At 45.4% G+C, this 17,789-nt stretch carries 16 protein-coding genes; 9 read left to right on the forward strand and 7 right to left on the reverse strand.

Annotation, left to right across the window (positions count from 1 at the left end; translation table 11 throughout):
- Positions 1-6: 6 nt before the first annotated feature.
- The 4 genes from B3G15_RS04335 to B3G15_RS04350 form a co-directional block, all read right to left on the reverse strand.
- Positions 7-1,197, reverse strand: a complete 1,191-nt coding sequence (locus tag B3G15_RS04335; protein WP_023467278.1) for an EAL-associated domain-containing protein — start codon at positions 1,195-1,197, stop codon at positions 7-9.
- Positions 1,198-1,269: 72 nt separating this feature from the next.
- A complete protein-coding gene (locus B3G15_RS04340; protein WP_029340877.1) occupies positions 1,270-1,536 on the reverse strand; it encodes a hypothetical protein in 267 nt (88 codons plus the stop codon).
- Between the two features lie 106 nt (positions 1,537-1,642).
- Positions 1,643-3,199, reverse strand: coding sequence for a DEAD/DEAH box helicase (locus B3G15_RS04345; RefSeq protein ID WP_290716156.1), 1,557 nt, complete (start codon positions 3,197-3,199; stop codon positions 1,643-1,645).
- Positions 3,200-3,531: 332 nt separating this feature from the next.
- Positions 3,532-4,386 carry a CvfB family protein gene (locus tag B3G15_RS04350; RefSeq protein WP_023467275.1) on the reverse strand — a complete coding sequence of 285 codons (855 nt, stop codon included), beginning with the start codon at positions 4,384-4,386 and terminating at the stop codon, positions 3,532-3,534.
- A 233-nt stretch (positions 4,387-4,619) separates the two neighbouring features.
- Between B3G15_RS04350 and B3G15_RS04355 the strand changes: the two genes are divergently transcribed.
- The 7 genes from B3G15_RS04355 (at position 4,620) to B3G15_RS04385 (ending at position 12,005) form a co-directional block, all read left to right on the forward strand.
- Positions 4,620-4,787 (forward strand): hypothetical protein, encoded by a 168-nt coding sequence (locus tag B3G15_RS04355; protein WP_023467274.1) that lies wholly within the window; start codon positions 4,620-4,622, stop codon positions 4,785-4,787.
- 125 nt (positions 4,788-4,912) lie between these two features.
- Positions 4,913-5,218 carry a hypothetical protein gene (locus tag B3G15_RS04360; protein ID WP_050678231.1) on the forward strand — a complete coding sequence of 102 codons (306 nt, stop codon included), beginning with the start codon at positions 4,913-4,915 and terminating at the stop codon, positions 5,216-5,218.
- Positions 5,219-5,256: 38 nt separating this feature from the next.
- On the forward strand, positions 5,257-5,514 hold the full coding sequence (locus tag B3G15_RS04365) for a hypothetical protein (RefSeq protein ID WP_023467272.1): 258 nt from the start codon (positions 5,257-5,259) through the stop codon (positions 5,512-5,514).
- 78 nt (positions 5,515-5,592) lie between these two features.
- The gene (locus tag B3G15_RS04370) at positions 5,593-6,291 is read left to right on the forward strand and encodes a lysophospholipid acyltransferase family protein (protein ID WP_290716165.1); all 699 of its coding nucleotides are present in this window, start codon (positions 5,593-5,595) and stop codon (positions 6,289-6,291) included.
- A 1-nt stretch (position 6,292) separates the two neighbouring features.
- Positions 6,293-8,194 carry an ABC-F family ATP-binding cassette domain-containing protein gene (locus B3G15_RS04375; protein ID WP_214772543.1) on the forward strand — a complete coding sequence of 634 codons (1,902 nt, stop codon included), beginning with the start codon at positions 6,293-6,295 and terminating at the stop codon, positions 8,192-8,194.
- Positions 8,195-8,365: 171 nt separating this feature from the next.
- Positions 8,366-10,207 carry a GGDEF domain-containing protein gene (locus tag B3G15_RS04380; protein WP_290716173.1) on the forward strand — a complete coding sequence of 614 codons (1,842 nt, stop codon included), beginning with the start codon at positions 8,366-8,368 and terminating at the stop codon, positions 10,205-10,207.
- A gap of 10 nt (positions 10,208-10,217) precedes the next feature.
- The gene (locus B3G15_RS04385) at positions 10,218-12,005 is read left to right on the forward strand and encodes a GGDEF domain-containing protein (protein ID WP_290716177.1); all 1,788 of its coding nucleotides are present in this window, start codon (positions 10,218-10,220) and stop codon (positions 12,003-12,005) included.
- Positions 12,006-12,060: 55 nt separating this feature from the next.
- Here the strand turns inward: B3G15_RS04385 and B3G15_RS04390 are convergent, their stop codons facing one another.
- Genes B3G15_RS04390 through B3G15_RS04400 form a run of 3 tightly spaced genes read right to left on the reverse strand, consistent with a single transcriptional unit; the run spans position 12,061 to position 14,331 of the window.
- Positions 12,061-12,705: a hypothetical protein gene (locus tag B3G15_RS04390; protein WP_023467267.1), complete on the reverse strand. Its 645-nt coding sequence runs from the start codon at positions 12,703-12,705 to the stop codon at positions 12,061-12,063.
- Positions 12,702-13,874, reverse strand: a complete 1,173-nt coding sequence (locus tag B3G15_RS04395) for a DEAD/DEAH box helicase (protein ID WP_023467266.1) — start codon at positions 13,872-13,874, stop codon at positions 12,702-12,704. The genes B3G15_RS04390 and B3G15_RS04395 overlap by 4 nt, the downstream gene beginning before the upstream one ends.
- A gap of 28 nt (positions 13,875-13,902) precedes the next feature.
- Positions 13,903-14,331: a hypothetical protein gene (locus B3G15_RS04400; RefSeq protein WP_290716183.1), complete on the reverse strand. Its 429-nt coding sequence runs from the start codon at positions 14,329-14,331 to the stop codon at positions 13,903-13,905.
- 338 nt (positions 14,332-14,669) lie between these two features.
- On the opposite strand from B3G15_RS04400, the gene pflB reads away from it, so the two are divergent.
- Positions 14,670-16,919 (forward strand): formate C-acetyltransferase, encoded by a 2,250-nt coding sequence (pflB, locus tag B3G15_RS04405; RefSeq protein WP_290716188.1) that lies wholly within the window; start codon positions 14,670-14,672, stop codon positions 16,917-16,919.
- A 31-nt stretch (positions 16,920-16,950) separates the two neighbouring features.
- Complete coding sequence (gene pflA / locus B3G15_RS04410) at positions 16,951-17,670, forward strand: pyruvate formate-lyase-activating protein (protein WP_058704984.1); 720 nt, start codon at positions 16,951-16,953, stop codon at positions 17,668-17,670.
- Positions 17,671-17,789: the final 119 nt, after the last annotated feature.

The following is a 17,789-nucleotide window of genomic DNA, read 5'->3' on the forward strand; positions in this document are numbered from 1 at the left end:
TCCTCCTCATTCACTCAATCGTTCTTGATATAGATAATCTGCAGAGATATCCGCAAATAAGAACATCCCATTACTGAGCGGCATACTAAAAGTCCGCGTTTGTTCACTCGAGCTGAAGTCGACGTACCGTTCGGACAAATATCCACTATGTCGTCGTTCCATAGCTACCGTCGTCCGGATGAAGTAAGGACGGAAACTCCAGTTGTACCCTTTGTAGAAGGAATACAGTTTCCACTCCCCACTCTTTTTACTGACGTTTGAAGATTGTTGGAATCCATTCGCATCCGTTATATAAAACCGGATGAATTCCGGCTCCATCTTCCGGGCGAGCGTCAGCAACCATTGATCGAGATCTTGCTCCGGCTTCAAGGACTGACAATCTTCATTAAATCGAACCGTCCAGTCTTGCTCTAGCTGAAACAAGCGATTCATCTGCTCGCGATCATATTTATAAAACATCGGGACTTCATGGATCAACACTTCCATACCAGGACAGGTCATGACCCATTCAGGTGATGCTTCTCCAAGTAGATTCCCCATGTAGTAACGTCCTCCGTGTTGCCACGCATACCGAAGTTGACCGAGATGACTGATGTTCTTATACAAAAGTGGCGCTCCAAGCTGGTCGCAAAGATGCTCCATCGTCTGTAAGAGATGTGGATACGACGCTGAGACGGTCTTTTTTTCAATCATGGAGGATAAATCGACGATCAACATATCCGGCGACATCGAAAAGACACGTTCAAGACTCGTTGCTTCCGCACGGTCCAGCGCTACCTTCAGTCCAGAGTTCTGGTAATACGCAACGATCCGACCCAGACGGTCAAAATCATCGACTTGGACATCCGTCAAAGTAACGTACATCCGCTCTTTTGGAAACGACGAGTCGACCGTCCGTAAGACATGCAAGAAGTCCTCCCCACCGTTTTCAAACAGCCAAGCTGGACGGCAACGGATCAGAATAAACGCTTGTGCATCGGAGGGTACTTTTTGGAATGCTTGACGGACGACATGCCCCATGACTTCGAGTTGATACTCGATTGGAACATCGTCTTCCTGAAAAAATGGTTTTAACGGTTCACCACGAAAATGGGACTGGATTTCATACCCTTCCACCTTAAAAGGGGCAGCGCCTACGATCGGTTGAAACCACGCCTCTATCTCTTCGGGATGAACGATGACATCTAATGCATCCATTCTATTCCCCCCTTGTACTCTTGTTCTATCTTAACAAAAAAAGAGCCTCTCTGTAACGAGAGAGCCCCTGTTTTACGATAACGTCGTATCTTTCCGCAATGCGATATACAAGTACACACCGAATGTCGCCGTCAAGTAGATGATACTCAGGACACCGTATTGGATTCCGACGGCTCCTCCCTTACCGATGGCTAGCACAAGAAAGATGATGCCGCCAAATAATAAGGTCGCCAACGGAATATAACGAAAATGTCCTTTTGTCGTCCGCTCACAAATCTTTTTCGTCGCGATAATCAGTGCAACGAGACAGACGGATGCTGCTACATAAATGGTATACACGAATGATTCAGCCCTCTCCCTATCGTTCATGGCTCATTTTATCATGACCGCTTAGATAAATCATAAAAAAGAACCGACTTGTCTGTGACAAATCGGTTCGAATCGTTTACTTTTCAAAACGTGGTTTACGTCCACCACGGTTACGATCGCTTTCGCTACGGTTGCTACGTCCAGCATAACCGCCTTCACGACGATCTGATGAAGAAGATGAACGACCACCTTCACGACGATCACTACCGCCACGTGGGTTGTTTCCACGGTATCCGCCACTGCGGTTGCCGCTTCCACCTTTGTTTCCGTAAGGACGACGGTTTCCACCACCGTTGCTACCGAAACGTTTCACGCGGATTGGTTCGATTGAAGAGATTTGGACTGGTGTTGCGTCCGGCTCTTTCGTCAATCCTTTAAGTGCTGCTGAAAGAAGTTCCACTGCTTCGTACTCTTCTAAGAGTTCTTGTGCAAGTGTCGTATATTCTTTTGAGTCTTTTGCTTCAACACGTTTGATGAGTTCTTGTGCAGCAAGTTTCAAGTTACCTTCTAAGATTTCATCAAGTGTTGGTGCATGACGACGTGACATTTTTTTGTTCGTGACACGTTCGATTGTTTTGATTTGACCGAATTCACGTGGTGTAACGAATGTGACAGCCGATCCTGTTTTACCAGCACGACCTGTACGACCGATCCGGTGAACATAGCTCTCTGGATCTTGTGGGACGTCGAAGTTGTAGACGTGTGTGACACCAGAGATGTCAAGACCACGTGCTGCAACGTCTGTCGCGACGAGGATATCAATCGTTCCTTTTTTGAAACGACGGATGACTTGGTCACGTTTTGCTTGTGTTAAGTCACCGTGTAAACCGTCAGCTGTGTATCCACGTTGGATCAAACCTTCAGTCATTTCGTCAACACGTTTTTTCGTACGACCGAAGATGATTGAGAGTTCCGGAGAATCCGTGTCGATCAAACGGCAAAGAACGTCGAATTTTTGGCTTTCTTTCAATTCGATGAATGACTGGTCGATGTTTTCAACTGTCATTTCTTTTGCTTTGACTTTGATGTGTGTCGGAGTCGTCATGAAACGATCTGCGATTTTACGAATTTGTGGTGGCATCGTTGCTGAGAATAAGAGTGTTTGACGTGTTTCAGGAAGTGCACCGAGGATTTTCTCGATGTCTTCGACGAATCCCATGTTCAACATCTCATCTGCTTCGTCAAGGATGACCGTTTGAACGTGATCGAGGTTCAACGTCTTACGGTTCATGTGGTCCATCAAACGTCCTGGTGTTGCAACGACGATTTGTGGATTTTTGCGAAGTGCGCGGATTTGACGATCGATTTGCTGACCGCCGTAAACAGGAAGGGCATGAACGCGTTTTACTTCACCGATCCGGTTCAATTCTTCTGCTACTTGGATTGCAAGCTCACGTGTTGGAGCAAGAATCAACGCTTGGATGTTGCGTGATTTTGCGTCAAGACGCTCGATTGTCGGGATACCGAATGCTGCAGTTTTACCAGTACCTGTTTGTGCTTGACCGATTAAGTCAACGCCGCTGAGTCCGACTGGAATTGTTTCTGCTTGGATTGGTGTTGCTTCTTCAAAGCCCATTTTTAGGACACCTTTGATAAGTGCCTCACTAAGATTTAATTCACGAAATGTTGTCAATGCTAAATACTCTCCTTTGTCATATGAAAAGCGTCTGCCACTAAACAGACGCTACCGTAACGAATACAATCGACTACCTATTATAACAGAATCTATCACATAAAGATAGAGTGGTTTCTCTTATAATAATGTTTAGGGAAGTCACCATCATAATCGTTGCCATAAGGGCGAGGGAAAGGCGAAGTGCCCGGACCGTGCGATGTACGTCATCGCGTGCCCCCACTAGTGATGGGGTATATTCAGTAAATGGTCGCCGGTAATCAAACCAGCCGCAACCACCAAAATGATGAATTCCTTACTATCTATTCGAAACGCAGGCTTACTCGGTCCGATTATTTCGTCAACCGAATACCCGTTTCATTTTTTTCTATTTTTTTATCTTTCAACAGGCGACCGAGCGCTCGTTTGAATGCTGCCTTGCTGAGACCGAATACTTCATCGATCGTCTCGGGAGCTGTCTTATCACCATACGGCATCTGACCATCATGTTCAAGTAGATGGTTCAGAATCAACTCCGCGTCTGTATCAATGGCTTCAAAGGCACGTGGTCGTGCTGAAAGTAATACTGTACCATCTGGTTTTACATTTGTCACTCGTAATTTCAAGACTTCTCCAAGACGCGGCCAGCGTTCCATCTCACGTTCATGCAAGAATCCGATCGATTGATCGTTGACCCAGACGTTAACGCCTGGTTCACGTTGTGAGAAGACGAGACCTTCGACGTCCATGTTGTTCCACTCCTCTGGAGCTGGCTTCGCACGTAAGTTGAAGTATGCATAAGGTGCAGGGTCTCCGAGTAACCGAAGCTTCTGATCATGTTTCAGACGAATAAAGAGTTGATCGCCTTCTTCTGGCCAGAACATCCGGCGCTGCGGCAAATCGTCGAGTGAGACGAGAACGTCTTTTTGAATACCGATGTTCGCGAACACTCCTGTGTTATAGCGTGTTCCATTAATCGTCGTCTTGACATAGTCTTCAAATGAAGCTTCTGGAATCGTCATCGATGATGCTAGACGCCCTTCATTATCTTGATACAAGAAGACTTCTACCTCTTCATCGAGGGCTACTTTCCGTGTTTGTTCATTGTTATGCAACAACACGTCTTCATTTCCATCTGTCAGAAACACTCCGAACTCTGCTTCGCGTTCTACTTTTAATGTGACAACCTGTCCTGCGCGTAATCCCATTTCGGGTTATCTCCTCTCTGTATTTGAATCGATTCCAGTCCTTGTGAATCGTTCTGCTGTTCTTTCCCTACCATACTATACTCTTTTTCCATTCATCTCTGATATCGACACAATGGTGACAGTTGTGACATATTTGTGAACGGAACACATTTGCGTGATTTTTTTGAAAAAAAGATATATGATTAAATAACAGGAAAAAGAAGGTTTAGTTTAGGTAAATATGGGGGATAAAAATGTTTCATAACATTCAATCGCGTTCGTTCGCACGACGCTTCACGAAAACATTGGTTTTTGCATTTTTTGCGTTCCTTGCTACGATTGGAATCGTCTTCGCAGAAGGATCGAACAGTACGGATATGACACCGAAGACACCAGCGCTTCAGCAAATCGACCGCCCTTAAAATCTACACCTTCCGTGTGGATTTTTTATTTTTTCCGGACATTTACAGGACGATAAAGGAAAATCACGACTTACCTCGAATTGTAATGGACATACCATTATTTTAATTTCGAGGAGGAAACGGACGTGCTCTTCTACTTATTCACGACGATTGCGGGTCTCATCACTACATATTTAAGTTTTGTTACCGGTTATTATACGAGTTCGATCGGTGTGTTCGTCTTTACGCTAGCGATTTGTCTGTCACTATCATCAATCCGCCAGCTGATACGTACGTCCTATCTGACTTACATTGAATACATCCAACACCGTCGTGTCAAAAAACAATACGAACGGATGAAAAAGCGTGAACTTTCTTATCAAGTCTCCTATCCTCAACAAGATTCCAGCACACCACTTGCATTCTCCGCGACAGACCAGCATGATAAGTAAAGAACACGATTTCATCATCTAGGAGGAACAGATTCATTATGAACGAAATCCCTTTATCAAACGGTTGGACACTTCGCTACTCCCCTGTCATCGATTTATGGTTGAAGGAAGATGGCGTACTGCTCGTAGATCACGAAGATAAGGTCCGCTTGACTCTCATTTTGGATGAGGAAACGATGGAAATCAAACAGATCGACAATACGAACGCTACGTTCTCTGTTGATCCAACGACACGTCGCCTCACCTTTGAACTAGGAGAAAGCGAAGAGGAATCTGAACCTCGTTACTGGGAATAATCACGCAGACCGGGTGCGACGCCCGGTCTTTTTTTGTACAATAACATCAGTAATGAAAAAAGGAGCTGTCACTTCACCATGATACGTACTGTCATATGGTTCATTTATTTTGGACTTGTCTTACCCTGTACCTTACCGTTTTTACCTAGTGCAAAACGTCGAACGCACCTCGCGCGCTATGCATTCGTCCAGCGTGTAGCAAGTGCCTGGGCAAACTCTCTTCTCCGACTCGCTGGTGTTCGTGTTAAAGTAACAGGTCGTGAACACATCCCAGCAAACGAACCCGTCGTTTTCATCTCGAATCACCAAGGGAACTTCGATGTTCCGATTCTACTTGGAACAATCGATAAACCGAAAGCATTCATCTCAAAAATCGAAGTGAATAAAATTCCAATCGTCAATGTTTGGATGAATCTGATGGGATGTGTCATGATCGATCGAAAAGATCGACGCCAATCGCTGAAAGCGATTCGTTCTGGTGTCGAGACGATCAAGGACGGACAATCGATGATCATCTTCCCGGAAGGAACACGCTCCAAAGGCGGTCCAATGGCGGAGTTCAAAGCGGGAAGCTTCACACTCGCGACCTCAAGTGGCGCTCGCGTCGTACCCGTCGCAATTTCAGGAAGTTATCGTGTCATGGAGGAGACGGGTAAGATTCGTCCTACCACGGTCGAAGTCACGATCTTACCGTCGATTGATCCGAGTACGATGACACAGAAAGAACTCGTCCAGACAGTCGAACAGCAAATCAAACAGATTGTAGAAGGTGTCTAATATGTTAATGAAAGCAGAAAATCTCAAAAAAGAATTCGCCGATAAAATCGTCTTCGAAGATGTGACATTCTCCGTCTCACCTGGCGACCGGATTGGCATCATCGGCGTCAATGGTACCGGTAAGTCGACACTCCTGCATATCTTGGCAGGTAAAGAGACGGCAGACGCTGGTACGATGCATCACCCGAATGATTATCGGATCCGCTTGCTATCGCAAACGACCGATTATCCGGAAGACCAAACGGTCATGGAAGTATTGTTGTCTGGTGATACACCAACGATTAACGCGTTACGTCACTATGAAACAGCGCGTCTAGCACTCGAACAAGATCCGACGAGTGAAACACTACTCAATCGCTTCATTACAGCTCAGACAGAAGTCGATGCTGCGCAAGCTTGGGACACGGAATCACGCTTAAAGATGATTTTAAACAAACTCGGCATCCTCGACTTGAACGCGTTGATCGGCTCTCTTTCCGGAGGACAACGCAAGCGTGTCGGACTCGCTGAAGCTTTACTTGATGAAGCCGATCTTCTCCTGCTCGATGAGCCGACGAACGAACTCGATGCTGAGACGATCAGTTGGCTTGAGACTCAAATCAAGGAATACCGTGGTGCGATTCTACTGATTACCCACGATCGCTATTTCTTGAATCGTGTGACGAATCATATGATGGAGATCGCGAACGGTACGGCTTATTTCTATGTCGGAAACTATGAATCGTTTCTTGAGAAACGTGCCGAACGCCGTGAACGGACGGCTTCTATGGAAGAAAAACGTCAAAACATCCTCCGTCGTGAACTCGCCTGGTTGCGCCGCGGAGCAAAGGCACGGACGACGAAACAAAAAGCGCGGATCCAGCGCGTGGATGCTTTACAAGACCTCTCGTACGAGGAAGAAGAATCAACACTCGAAGTACAGGTCGGTTCGACCCGTCTTGGTAAAAAAGTCATCGAAGCGCATGATGTCTCGCATCGATTTGGTGAACGGACTCTTTTTGAATCGTTTAACGCTCTGATCGGACGGAAAGAACGGTATGGTATCGTCGGGCGAAACGGGAGCGGAAAATCAACACTTCTTTCAATCCTTGCGAAACGCTTAGAACCAACAACCGGTGAAATCATTCACGGCGAAACGGTGAAGATCGGCTTTTATGGGCAATTTGCCGAATTCACGCATCCCGAACGCCGTGTCATCGATGAGGTCGAACGAATCGCAAAAGTCATCACGACACTCGCTGGCGAGGAGATCACGGCAAGTCAGATGCTCGAACAGTTTCTCTTTAAACCGGAAGCCCAATATAAACAAATCGGTAAGCTTTCCGGCGGCGAAAAACGACGTCTGAAATTGTTGACGATTTTGATGGAAGAACCAAACGTCCTCTTCCTTGATGAGCCGACGAACGACTTGGATACTGAGACGTTATCCGTACTCGAAGATTATTTAGAATCATTCCCAGGCACCGTCATCACGGTCAGCCACGATCGCTACTTCCTCGACCGGGTCGTCAATCGCTTGATTGCATTTGAAGACGGGAATGTCGTCTTTTATTATGGACAATATACAGACTATCTTGAGCAAATGACAGCACCCGTTCCCTCAATCGTTGTTGAAAAGACGGTTGAGGTTGCTACAGCACCAAAGATAGAGACGCCAAAGAAACTAAGTTATCAGGAGCAACAAGATTGGGCAATCATTGAACAACAAATCGAAGAAAGTGAGGCAGAACTGGAGCAATTAGAAGCCGAACTTGCTTCGGCAGGAAGCGATCTCGGTAAAGTCAATGAACTGTATCAAGCCATTGAAAAAACGAAAGCGATGCTTGATGAACGAATGGAGTATTGGACGTACCTTTCTGAAAAAATCGAGGCATTTGAAAACTATCGTCAATCTAATCAATAATTTCGATAAGCGGAGTTCTTCCTTAAAGAAGAACCCCGCTTTTTTCATGAAATGGGAATTGCCTCTTATTTTCATTTTAAATCTGAAAATAAATGTGAATTCAAACTAGATATCGGGTAATGTTATAGCATATTTCATTTTCATGGAAGGCTTGCGAAAGGAGGAGTTCCGGTGAAACGGATCGTTCAAAACATCTACCCTACCGTCGCATTCTACTTAGTTGTTACGTACACCCTACTCTGGCTATTGCCACAAGATCGCTCGTTACAACTTTCAGCGATCATTAGTCTAGTCGGTTCTTTCGTCATCTTCCTACTTAGTCAATCGAAGGCTTTCAAACAATCTTCCATTCCATATAAATGGTTATCGGTCGCCTTTTTCTCGTATTTTCTAGGCGATCTCCTCAATATGATTGGTCGTCTTTTTCAATGGAACGCTGTTAACCTGAACGTCTTATTAGATCTGCCTTATACGGTTCATTTAACGATGATGGTCATCTTCTTATTTCGGCAGTTGGATTTGACTTTGTTTCAAAAACAAAAATTATTGATTCTTGATTCTTTAACATTGTTCACTGTATCAATGATTGCTGGATACATCGCTATTTTCCGCTTTGTCCCCTCTTATACTAGAACGGTACTCGAGCAAATCAGTTGGACCTTCTATGCCTTCTTGACGATTCTGTTGACGCTGTTCTTTTTCTTACTTTATGCTTCTGGACTAAAGCGAAACGTATCGAGATTAGGGTTCCTCTTCCTAGTACTTGGAACGTTCGCGCTCGGTATGACGAACTTTATTTTTTATACGTTGTTATTGAACGGTGAACCGCGAATAGCTGGATTATTGCTTCCGCTATACCCACTCAGCGGACTCTTCATCCTTGCCTTCATGAATACTCGCGCTCTTCCCATCAGTCATGAACAACAAGCAACTCTTATTCGGGTCGAAACACTTACGCGTTCCTTGATGTCGTACATCTTATTATCTGTACTGATTCTCTATATTACATTCTTCCCTGTCTCCCAAACCTTCTTCTCACTTTCCGTCGGCATTACGTTTTTATTATTTTTAACACGACAGCTTTTTTCATATCAGGAAAATCTACGGTTGTTACAGGAAACAACAGCACTGCAAACGAATCTAGAAGACATTGTCCATCAAAAGACAGCACTCTTACAGTTAAGGGAAAAAGAACTAACATCGCTTTTTCTATCTTATCCAGAAATTGTTCTTGAAATCGATGCTACGTATCAGATTCGATCTGTCAATCCAGCTGCTGTCGAAGCTAGATGGAGCGATTTACCGCTCGGACCGAGCCAACGGCTACAACTTGATCGACTCATTCCATTGCTTCAACAAGCGCAGCTGATTTGTCCCTCTCACTTGCTACATGTACCGGCCACGGAGGAACATCCGGAAATCTTTTTGAATACGACAATCATCGATATCCCGGATCAACAACGCTATTTCGTCATCTTGGCGGATATCACGGAAGATTATCAACAGGAAGTATGGCTAGAACGTATGGGGTACCATGATTCGCTCACGCATTTGCCAAACCGGCGTTACTTCGAGGAACAACTTTATCTGACTCTGCCGACGTTAGAATACGGCTCCTTACTATTCATTGATTTAGACGGTTTCAAACAAATCAATGACACTTATGGGCATGATGTTGGTGACCTCGTGTTACAAGTGACGGCGAGCCGCCTTCAATCGATGACGACGTCAACTGATCTCGTTGCACGTCTTGGAGGAGATGAGTTCTTGATCTTCATTCAGGCATCTGCTTCGGAAACACGTCATTTTGCCGAACACGTTCTCGAAATTCTAAATCATCCGTTCTACATCCAGACACATACGCTTCAAGTCACACCATCAATCGGAATTTCCTTATACCCTGAAGATGGTAAAAGCTCTGAACAATTATTGATTCGAGCAGATGAAGCCATGTACCATATTAAGAAGACCGAAAAAAACAATTTTTTGTTCGCTACTCAAATTAAACGTTAGGAGGGAGTCCATGCTTAAATCGAACTATTTCATCCGTTGGTTTCCTGCCATGCTCGTCATATCTTTTGCTCTAATGATCCTTGCTACATGGACTCCTTCCATCTCTAATCGGATCGTTGAACAAGTACTACAGTATGCCTCTCTTGGATTGATTGCTTACTTTATTCTTACTGCTTATCGTAAGGAACAAACATTGGTCGTACCCAGACGAAAGTTTTGGCTGATCGCTTTAGGATCACTGGTTTTAACCTGCATCGGTTCCGTTCTTGAGACATTACATTTCTTCGATCAAGACTTTCCAGTTCCATCTATTTATAGCCTGATTTTATTTTCAATATCTCATTACGTATTCTTATACGCGATTTTTTACCGAATCATCACAAAACGGACACTCGGACAACACGTGCTCGCTTTCGTCGATGCCGCGATCATCGTCGTTTTCGTAGCACTTGTTGCGTTTCATGTCCTCAATGAATTGACGAATCCGGGACTGCAAACTGTTCCTTATGCCATCATCGTCATTACGAATACATCACTCGGTTTATTCGTCTTCTTCTATTTCACGTTCATTCAAGAAACTCATTGGGTATCAAGAATGGCATTATTCTTATTGTTCTTATCCATTTTCATTCGCGGTATCTACGAAGTCTCAAGTGTTTATTTCCCGGACTTCTCAGCAAATTATCTATTGTTTTTCCCGATCTTGATCCGTTTGGCGCAAAGTGCAGCTATTTTATGGCATATTGATCATATTGAAGAAGGAACCACTCGAACGAAAGTCATTCCCCGTTCCTGGCTCCCTCTACTGGCCGTTCCTTTATTCATTCACTATATGGTGGAACAAGAAGGCGGGAAGCTCGATATCTTCATCATTTTAGTTTTACTAATCATTCGACAAATCTTGATTGCTCGTCAGCATAGGTTGATCGTTGCACAATTACACGAACGGAATGAACAACTCGCTTCACGCATCGAACATCGCAAACAACAAATCAAAGATAGTGAACAGCAAGTCATCCCACTCTTTCTCGGTCATCCTGACCCGATGATTCGACTCGATCAATCCGGAACGGCACTATACGCAAATTTAGCTGCCCAACGTCTGTTTCATTTACCCGACATGACGATTGAACATATTCCTCGTACGATGCGTCACTTATTAGAAACACTTGAGACAGATATCGATGAGTATGAAGATGAACAACACAGAAAGTATGAGATCATTGATATTCCGATTCAGATTGCTGCCACCTCGATGGGGCGTTTCACGATTTTACATGACGTCACTGAACGAAAGCTCCGGCAAAAAAGGATCGAATACCACGCCTACCATGACGCCTTGACAAGTATCGGAAACCGTCGTTCGTTGGAGCGAGATTTTTCAAACCATCTCCTCGAGATGAATTATCTTGCGGTAGTCGATTTAGACGGTTTTAAGCAAGTCAATGATACGTATGGTCATGAAGCAGGTGATTACGTATTGATCGAAGTCGCGAAACGATTGAGCGAGCATACGAATTCTTTAGAACAGGTGTATCGACTTGGTGGAGATGAGTTCGCGATCCTCTTACAAGCCGATGATGAACTGTCCTTACGTCGAAAATGTAAATCCTTCTTACACTTTTTAAGACGTCCTTACGTTTATAAAGGACAATCCTTATTCGTTTCTGCAAGCATCGGTGTGACCGCGTGTCATAAGGCTGATCTTGAAACATGCTTAAAGCAAGCCGACCTTGCCATGTATCGCGTGAAACATCGGGATAAAAACGATGTCGCCCTATATCGAGCAGATTCATGAAAAAAACCTAGAATACGTTGACCATAATCGGGTCATGTGTCCTAGGTTTTTTCGATTATTCTTCTGGTCTCGGTGCAATATTGCCTTCTTCGATATCGAGGAGTAAGTCAATCAATTCCGCACAAAATTCTGGATACTGACGAAGCAACGCGTCTTCTCCTACTTCATCCACGAAGTCCGTCAACAAAGCGAGGACTTCTGGTACCAGTGCGCGCGCTACTTTCATATAGGCAATCGCAAAGCGCCATTTCCCAGAAATGTAGAGCAGTTTTCCAATCAACAAATCACCTGGTTCGACTTCAATCTCAGACAAATCCGTTTGATACGTCTGTTTTGACATTAAATCAACGACACCATCCGCCTCGACTTGAAACAACGAAGGCATCGGGTCCGCTAATCCACGCAAGGCGCGGTAGAGGCTAGGCGATAACTCTTCTTTGACCTGCTCAAGAAAACGACCGTGCGGCGTTTTTCCTTGATCATCCGTCTCATAGAAGATTGCCCAATCTACGAATAAGTCCCGGAACAATTCAGCATCTTTTAAATACCAACGTCCCTCCGTCGCAATCTCTTCAATGAAAGCGACCCAATCCGTACTACGCGCTGTCGCTGCTTCTTGATACATCTTCTTCAAGGCTGCATTCATTTCCGCTTCAGAAACCGTCGTCGGAAACGGAATTACTTTTCGATCGTTCTTCATTTCGATCGCCCTTTCCGGTGAGGAGTAGCCGGTCGTTTAATCGTCTGAGGTGCTGTGAATTCACGTTTTGGAATGACTTCCCCACGGTAAATTTCCATCGCTTCCATCTCGACGCCCATTTGCTTCGCAAGTGTTTTTAAGTGTTTTAAGTCTTGATCCGTAACAAGAGCAAGTACCATTCCGTTCGCGTTTCCACGTCCCGTCCGACCTGAACGGTGTACGAAATCGTCAAGCGACTCCGGCAAATCATAATGGACGACATGCGTGACTGCTTCGATATCTAACCCACGTGCCGCAAGACCTGTCGTGACGAGTAAAGGAAACTCTCCCTTTTTATAAGAACGCAATGTCTCCATCCGCTCTCGTTTGCCTTTTTCAGCGTCTAAAATCCGGTATTTCAATGAGAATTTACTCAACTCGCCATTCAATGGTCCGAGGAAGGAACGGTTATTGATGAATGTCAGTACTTTTGATCCTTGCATGTTCGCCAGACGACGTAACAATTCCGGCTTCTGACGACGTGAAGTCTCCAAATAACCAAATGTCACTTGTGTGCTGACGGCACGCTCAACACGAATTGTCTCAGGATTATTCGCAAGCGTCCGTCCCCATTCTGCTGTCCGTTCCGGTAATGTCGCTGAGACGAATGCTAACTGACGATCGCGTAGTGCACTGTTTGCGATCCGCGTCGCCGAGTCACTCATACCACTCTCATAGATTTGATCCGCTTCGTCCAAGACGATCAATTTCACCTTATGCATCTTCAGCTTCTTCGAATCAATCAACTCAACGAGACGCCCTGGTGTTCCGACGATGATTTGTGGTTTTTTCTTCAATCGTTCATATTGTCGTTTTAATTCAACACCACCAATGAATGCACCGGATTTGATACCACTTCCTTGGGCAAACAATTGAATGACTTGATGAATTTGCATGACGAGTTCCCGTGTTGGTGCCGTGATCACGACTTGCACGTGTGGTTCTTCTACTTCAATCTTTTCTAAAGCTGGAATGACATAGGCAAGCGTCTTCCCTGTTCCTGTCGGCGCTTCAGCCAGGACATCTTTTCCTTCTCGCAACAACGGAATCGCTTGTTCTTGAACAGGCATCAACTCGGTAAAGCGTGCGCGTTCCCATGCTTCCTGTAAAAATGGTTTTGTAAAGTTCATAACGATTTCTCCTACTCTCTTAATTCCATCATGCCGTTACGTATTCGACATGATCTCCTGATGCATCACGGTAACCCCGTAATGTCTGTGTATATTCATTTCCTGCGTCGAGCAATCGAATATGGAAGCGAATCTCGCTTTCACCGGCTTCTTCTTCTAGAATCTCGAATCCTTGGATGACACGATCCTGTAATTCTGCAGCGAGTGCCGGGTACTCCGCAAGACTCGCATACGTCGATTTTACGTCAACCGGACGACGAACAAGCGCAATCCAATACGATTCATCATAGCCGATAAAGTCCTCATAATCAAAATCATCTTCAAACCGAATCCAGAATCCATCATTTTCGAATTCCGTGATCATTCCCGTTCGCGTTGAACCGTCCGATCCGATTTTCAGCGAGACCCAGTCTCCTGACTGATACTCTCCTTGTTGTGTTAATGATACATACTCCATTTGGCACACCTCCACGTTCTATATTCCCTTTTTCATTGTCAACGATACGTCTTAAAAATACAAGGCACCGTAGCGTGACATTCCTCACAGTTTCAACTGTTCTAGTGAATCTTTTTCAAATCAACTCATACAGTTTCCAAAAAACCTTGAATTAGCAATCTAAAACTGTTTTTTTAAAACTTTTTCATATGAATACAGAAATAAAGAAAGCCCGTCATATCAACGTTTGTCCACTTGTTAAAACATTCACATGAACGTAAAGGGAATCTCCTTCTCCTTTTGTTACACTATTCACATAAGGAACTGATGATTAGCTCAATATTAGAGGAGTGGTATCCATGTTATTAGAAAAAACGAGTGCCTGGGCAAGCTTTACGTCGGGTGAATGGGTAAAGACGATCGATGTCGCAGATTTCATTCGACTCAACCGCACGGAATATACAGGAGATGATCACTTTTTAGTCGGTCCGACGCAAGCGACGGAACGGCTCTGGCAACAAATTCTACAGCTGACGAATGAAGAACGACAACGTGGTGGTGTGTATGCCGTCGATGCTAAAACACCATCAACGATCCTCTCGCATGATGCAGGGTATCTGAATCGCTCACTTGAAAAAATCGTCGGTTTACAGACAGACGAACCGTTTAAACGTTCGATTCATCCGAACGGTGGGATTCGGATGGTGAATGATGCCCTAGCTGCGTATGGCTTTGAAGCAGACGAGACCGTCACGAAAACTTTCAGCGAGTACCGGAAGACACATAACCAAGGGGTTTTCGATGCCTATACCCCTGAGATGCGCGCTGCACGTAAAGCCGGTATTATCACCGGATTACCTGATGCTTATGGTCGCGGACGGATCATCGGTGACTATCGTCGTGTTGCTTTGTACGGAACGGCACGCTTGATCGAAGAACGTAAGAAGGATTTAAAGGCACGTGGCGGGTTCTTATCTGAATCGATGATTCGCGACCGTGAAGAGATGAATGAACAGTTGCGCGCATTAACGGAATTGACCGAGCTTGGAGCTCGCTATGGTTTCGATCTCTCCCGCCCTGCAGAAACAGCACAAGAAGCATTCCAGTGGGTCTATCTTGCCTATCTTGCTGCCATCAAAGAGCAAAACGGGGCAGCCATGTCACTCGGTCGAGTCTCGACGTTCCTTGATATTTATGTCGAACGTGATCTTGCGGCTGGTCGCTTGACGGAAGAGACTGCACAAGAACTCGTCGATCATTTCGTCATGAAGCTTCGGATCGTTAAGTTCTTACGGACACCAGACTACAACGATCTGTTCTCAGGTGATCCGACGTGGGTAACGGAATCAATCGGTGGAATGAGTGAAGATGGACGATCAAACGTCACGAAAAGTTCATTCCGCTTCTTACACACGCTCTCGACACTTGGTCCGGCACCGGAACCGAATCTAACCGTTCTCTGGTCTACTCAGCTTCCACGCGGATTTAAGGAATTTTGCGCGAAGATGTCGATCGTTTCAAGCTCGATTCAATATGAAAACGATGATTTGATGTTACCGGTTTATGGAGATGATTACGGCATCGCTTGTTGTGTCTCCGCGATGAAGATCGGGAAACAGATGCAGTTCTTCGGTGCTCGAGCAAACCTGGCAAAAGCATTACTATATACGATCAATGGCGGAATGGACGAGAAGCTCAAAATCCAAGTCGCCCCAGCTACACCACTAATGCTCGACGAAGTACTCGATTACGAGACGGTCATGGCGGCTTATGATCGACAACTCGATTGGCTCGCGGAACTGTACGTCAACACACTGAATGTCATCCACTACATGCATGATAAGTACAGCTACGAACGGATTGAAATGGCTTTACATGATCCGGAAATCTTACGGACGATGGCATGCGGTATCGCTGGTTTATCAGTCGTCGCTGATAGTCTATCCGCCATCCGTTATGCGACAGTTCGTCCAATCCGAGATGCGGATGGGATTGCAGTTGATTTCAAGATCGAAGGCGAGTTTCCGAAGTTCGGGAATAACGATGAACGGGTCGATCAGATGGCGGTTGATCTCGTGACGCTGTTCATGGAGAAAATCCGTAAACATCCAACGTATCGCAATGCGCTCCAGACACAGTCTGTCCTGACGATCACTTCAAACGTCGTCTACGGTAAAAAGACAGGAAATACACCCGATGGACGCCGTGCGGGTGAACCATTCGCACCGGGTGCTAACCCGATGCATGGACGTGATACCCGTGGTGCTGTCGCCGCCTTGACGTCTGTCGGAAAATTACCATATGAACATGCGCTCGATGGTATCTCCTACACGTTCTCGATCGTGCCAAAAGCACTTGGTAAGGATGAAGACACACGTATTCGAAATACGGTCGGATTACTTGACGGATATATGGGCGGCACGACTTCAAAAGGACATCATTTGAATGTTAACGTCTTTGACCGTGAGACGTTACTTGATGCCATGGAGCATCCGGAACAGTATCCACAGTTAACGATTCGGGTATCCGGTTATGCTGTCAACTTCATTAAACTGACGCGTGAACAACAGATCGATGTCATTAATCGAACGTTCCATGGTTCTCTCTAAACGGTTGAGTATGTGAAAGGAAGTGAGCAGGATGACCTATGGTATGATCCATTCCGTTGAATCATGTGGAACAGTCGATGGTCCTGGCATTCGATTCATCGTCTTTACGCAAGGATGTCCACTACGGTGTCAATACTGTCATAACGTGGATACATGGGAGTTCGGTTGCGGACGGCGTGTCTCAGCAGACGAAGTCGTAAAAGAAGCGATCAGCTATCGCTCCTTTTTCGAGGCAACGGGTGGCGGAATCACCTTCTCTGGAGGTGAACCGCTCGCTCAGCCAGAATTCTTGGAGGCTGCTTTAACAGAAGCAAAACGCCATGGACTGCATACGGTCATCGATACCGCGGGATCCGTCGTCCCGAAAAACATCGACGCGATCCTCGATGCGACGGATCTGGTACTGCTCGATATCAAACATATCGACGATGCCGCTTGCCGCGTCTTGACTGGACGGAGTAACGCCAATACACTCGCCTTCGCAAAACGTCTAGCCGAGCGAAATATTCCCGTCTGGATTCGCCACGTCCTCGTTCCAGGTATTACGATGTCGGAACATTTCCTCCGTCAGACCGGCGAGTTCATCCGGACGCTCGGAAACGTCGAGCGCGTCGAGGTACTCCCGTATCATCAACTAGGAGTCTATAAGTGGGAAAACCTCGGTCTTGCTTATCCGTTAACTGATGTGCTTCCCCCTTCATCAGAAGAAACGGATGCTGCGCAAACCCTACTTGAATCGTACTTGTGTTAACGTTTCCATTTTGTTACAATAACGTCATAGACTAAGAACAGGAGGTACAACACCGAAATGAAGCAATCACTCGTACACGTCGCTTGATGAATGAAATCATCTCTTTCGCAATGCAGTTG

It is taken from the genome of Exiguobacterium sp. UBA1053 (assembly GCF_002316465.1).
Taxonomy (GTDB): domain Bacteria; phylum Bacillota; class Bacilli; order Exiguobacteriales; family Exiguobacteriaceae; genus Exiguobacterium_A; species Exiguobacterium_A abrahamii.

What these genes read in the sequence shown, in the direction of transcription:
- B3G15_RS04350 (WP_023467275.1), bottom strand. Translation starts at nt 4,386, where the DNA reads ATGGGATTACGCGCAGGACAGGTTGTCACATTAAAAGTAGAACGCGAA.
- B3G15_RS04365 (WP_023467272.1), top strand. Translation starts at nt 5,257, where the DNA reads ATGAACGAAATCCCTTTATCAAACGGTTGGACACTTCGCTACTCCCCT.
- B3G15_RS04375 (WP_214772543.1), top strand. Translation starts at nt 6,293, where the DNA reads ATGTTAATGAAAGCAGAAAATCTCAAAAAAGAATTCGCCGATAAAATC.
- pflA (WP_058704984.1), top strand. Translation starts at nt 16,951, where the DNA reads ATGACCTATGGTATGATCCATTCCGTTGAATCATGTGGAACAGTCGAT.
- B3G15_RS04400 (WP_290716183.1), bottom strand. Translation starts at nt 14,331, where the DNA reads ATGGAGTATGTATCATTAACACAACAAGGAGAGTATCAGTCAGGAGAC.
- B3G15_RS04395 (WP_023467266.1), bottom strand. Translation starts at nt 13,874, where the DNA reads ATGAACTTTACAAAACCATTTTTACAGGAAGCATGGGAACGCGCACGC.
- B3G15_RS04355 (WP_023467274.1), top strand. Translation starts at nt 4,620, where the DNA reads ATGTTTCATAACATTCAATCGCGTTCGTTCGCACGACGCTTCACGAAA.
- pflB (WP_290716188.1), top strand. Translation starts at nt 14,670, where the DNA reads ATGTTATTAGAAAAAACGAGTGCCTGGGCAAGCTTTACGTCGGGTGAA.
- B3G15_RS04335 (WP_023467278.1), bottom strand. Translation starts at nt 1,197, where the DNA reads ATGGATGCATTAGATGTCATCGTTCATCCCGAAGAGATAGAGGCGTGG.
- B3G15_RS04390 (WP_023467267.1), bottom strand. Translation starts at nt 12,705, where the DNA reads ATGAAGAACGATCGAAAAGTAATTCCGTTTCCGACGACGGTTTCTGAA.
- B3G15_RS04385 (WP_290716177.1), top strand. Translation starts at nt 10,218, where the DNA reads ATGCTTAAATCGAACTATTTCATCCGTTGGTTTCCTGCCATGCTCGTC.
- B3G15_RS04370 (WP_290716165.1), top strand. Translation starts at nt 5,593, where the DNA reads ATGATACGTACTGTCATATGGTTCATTTATTTTGGACTTGTCTTACCC.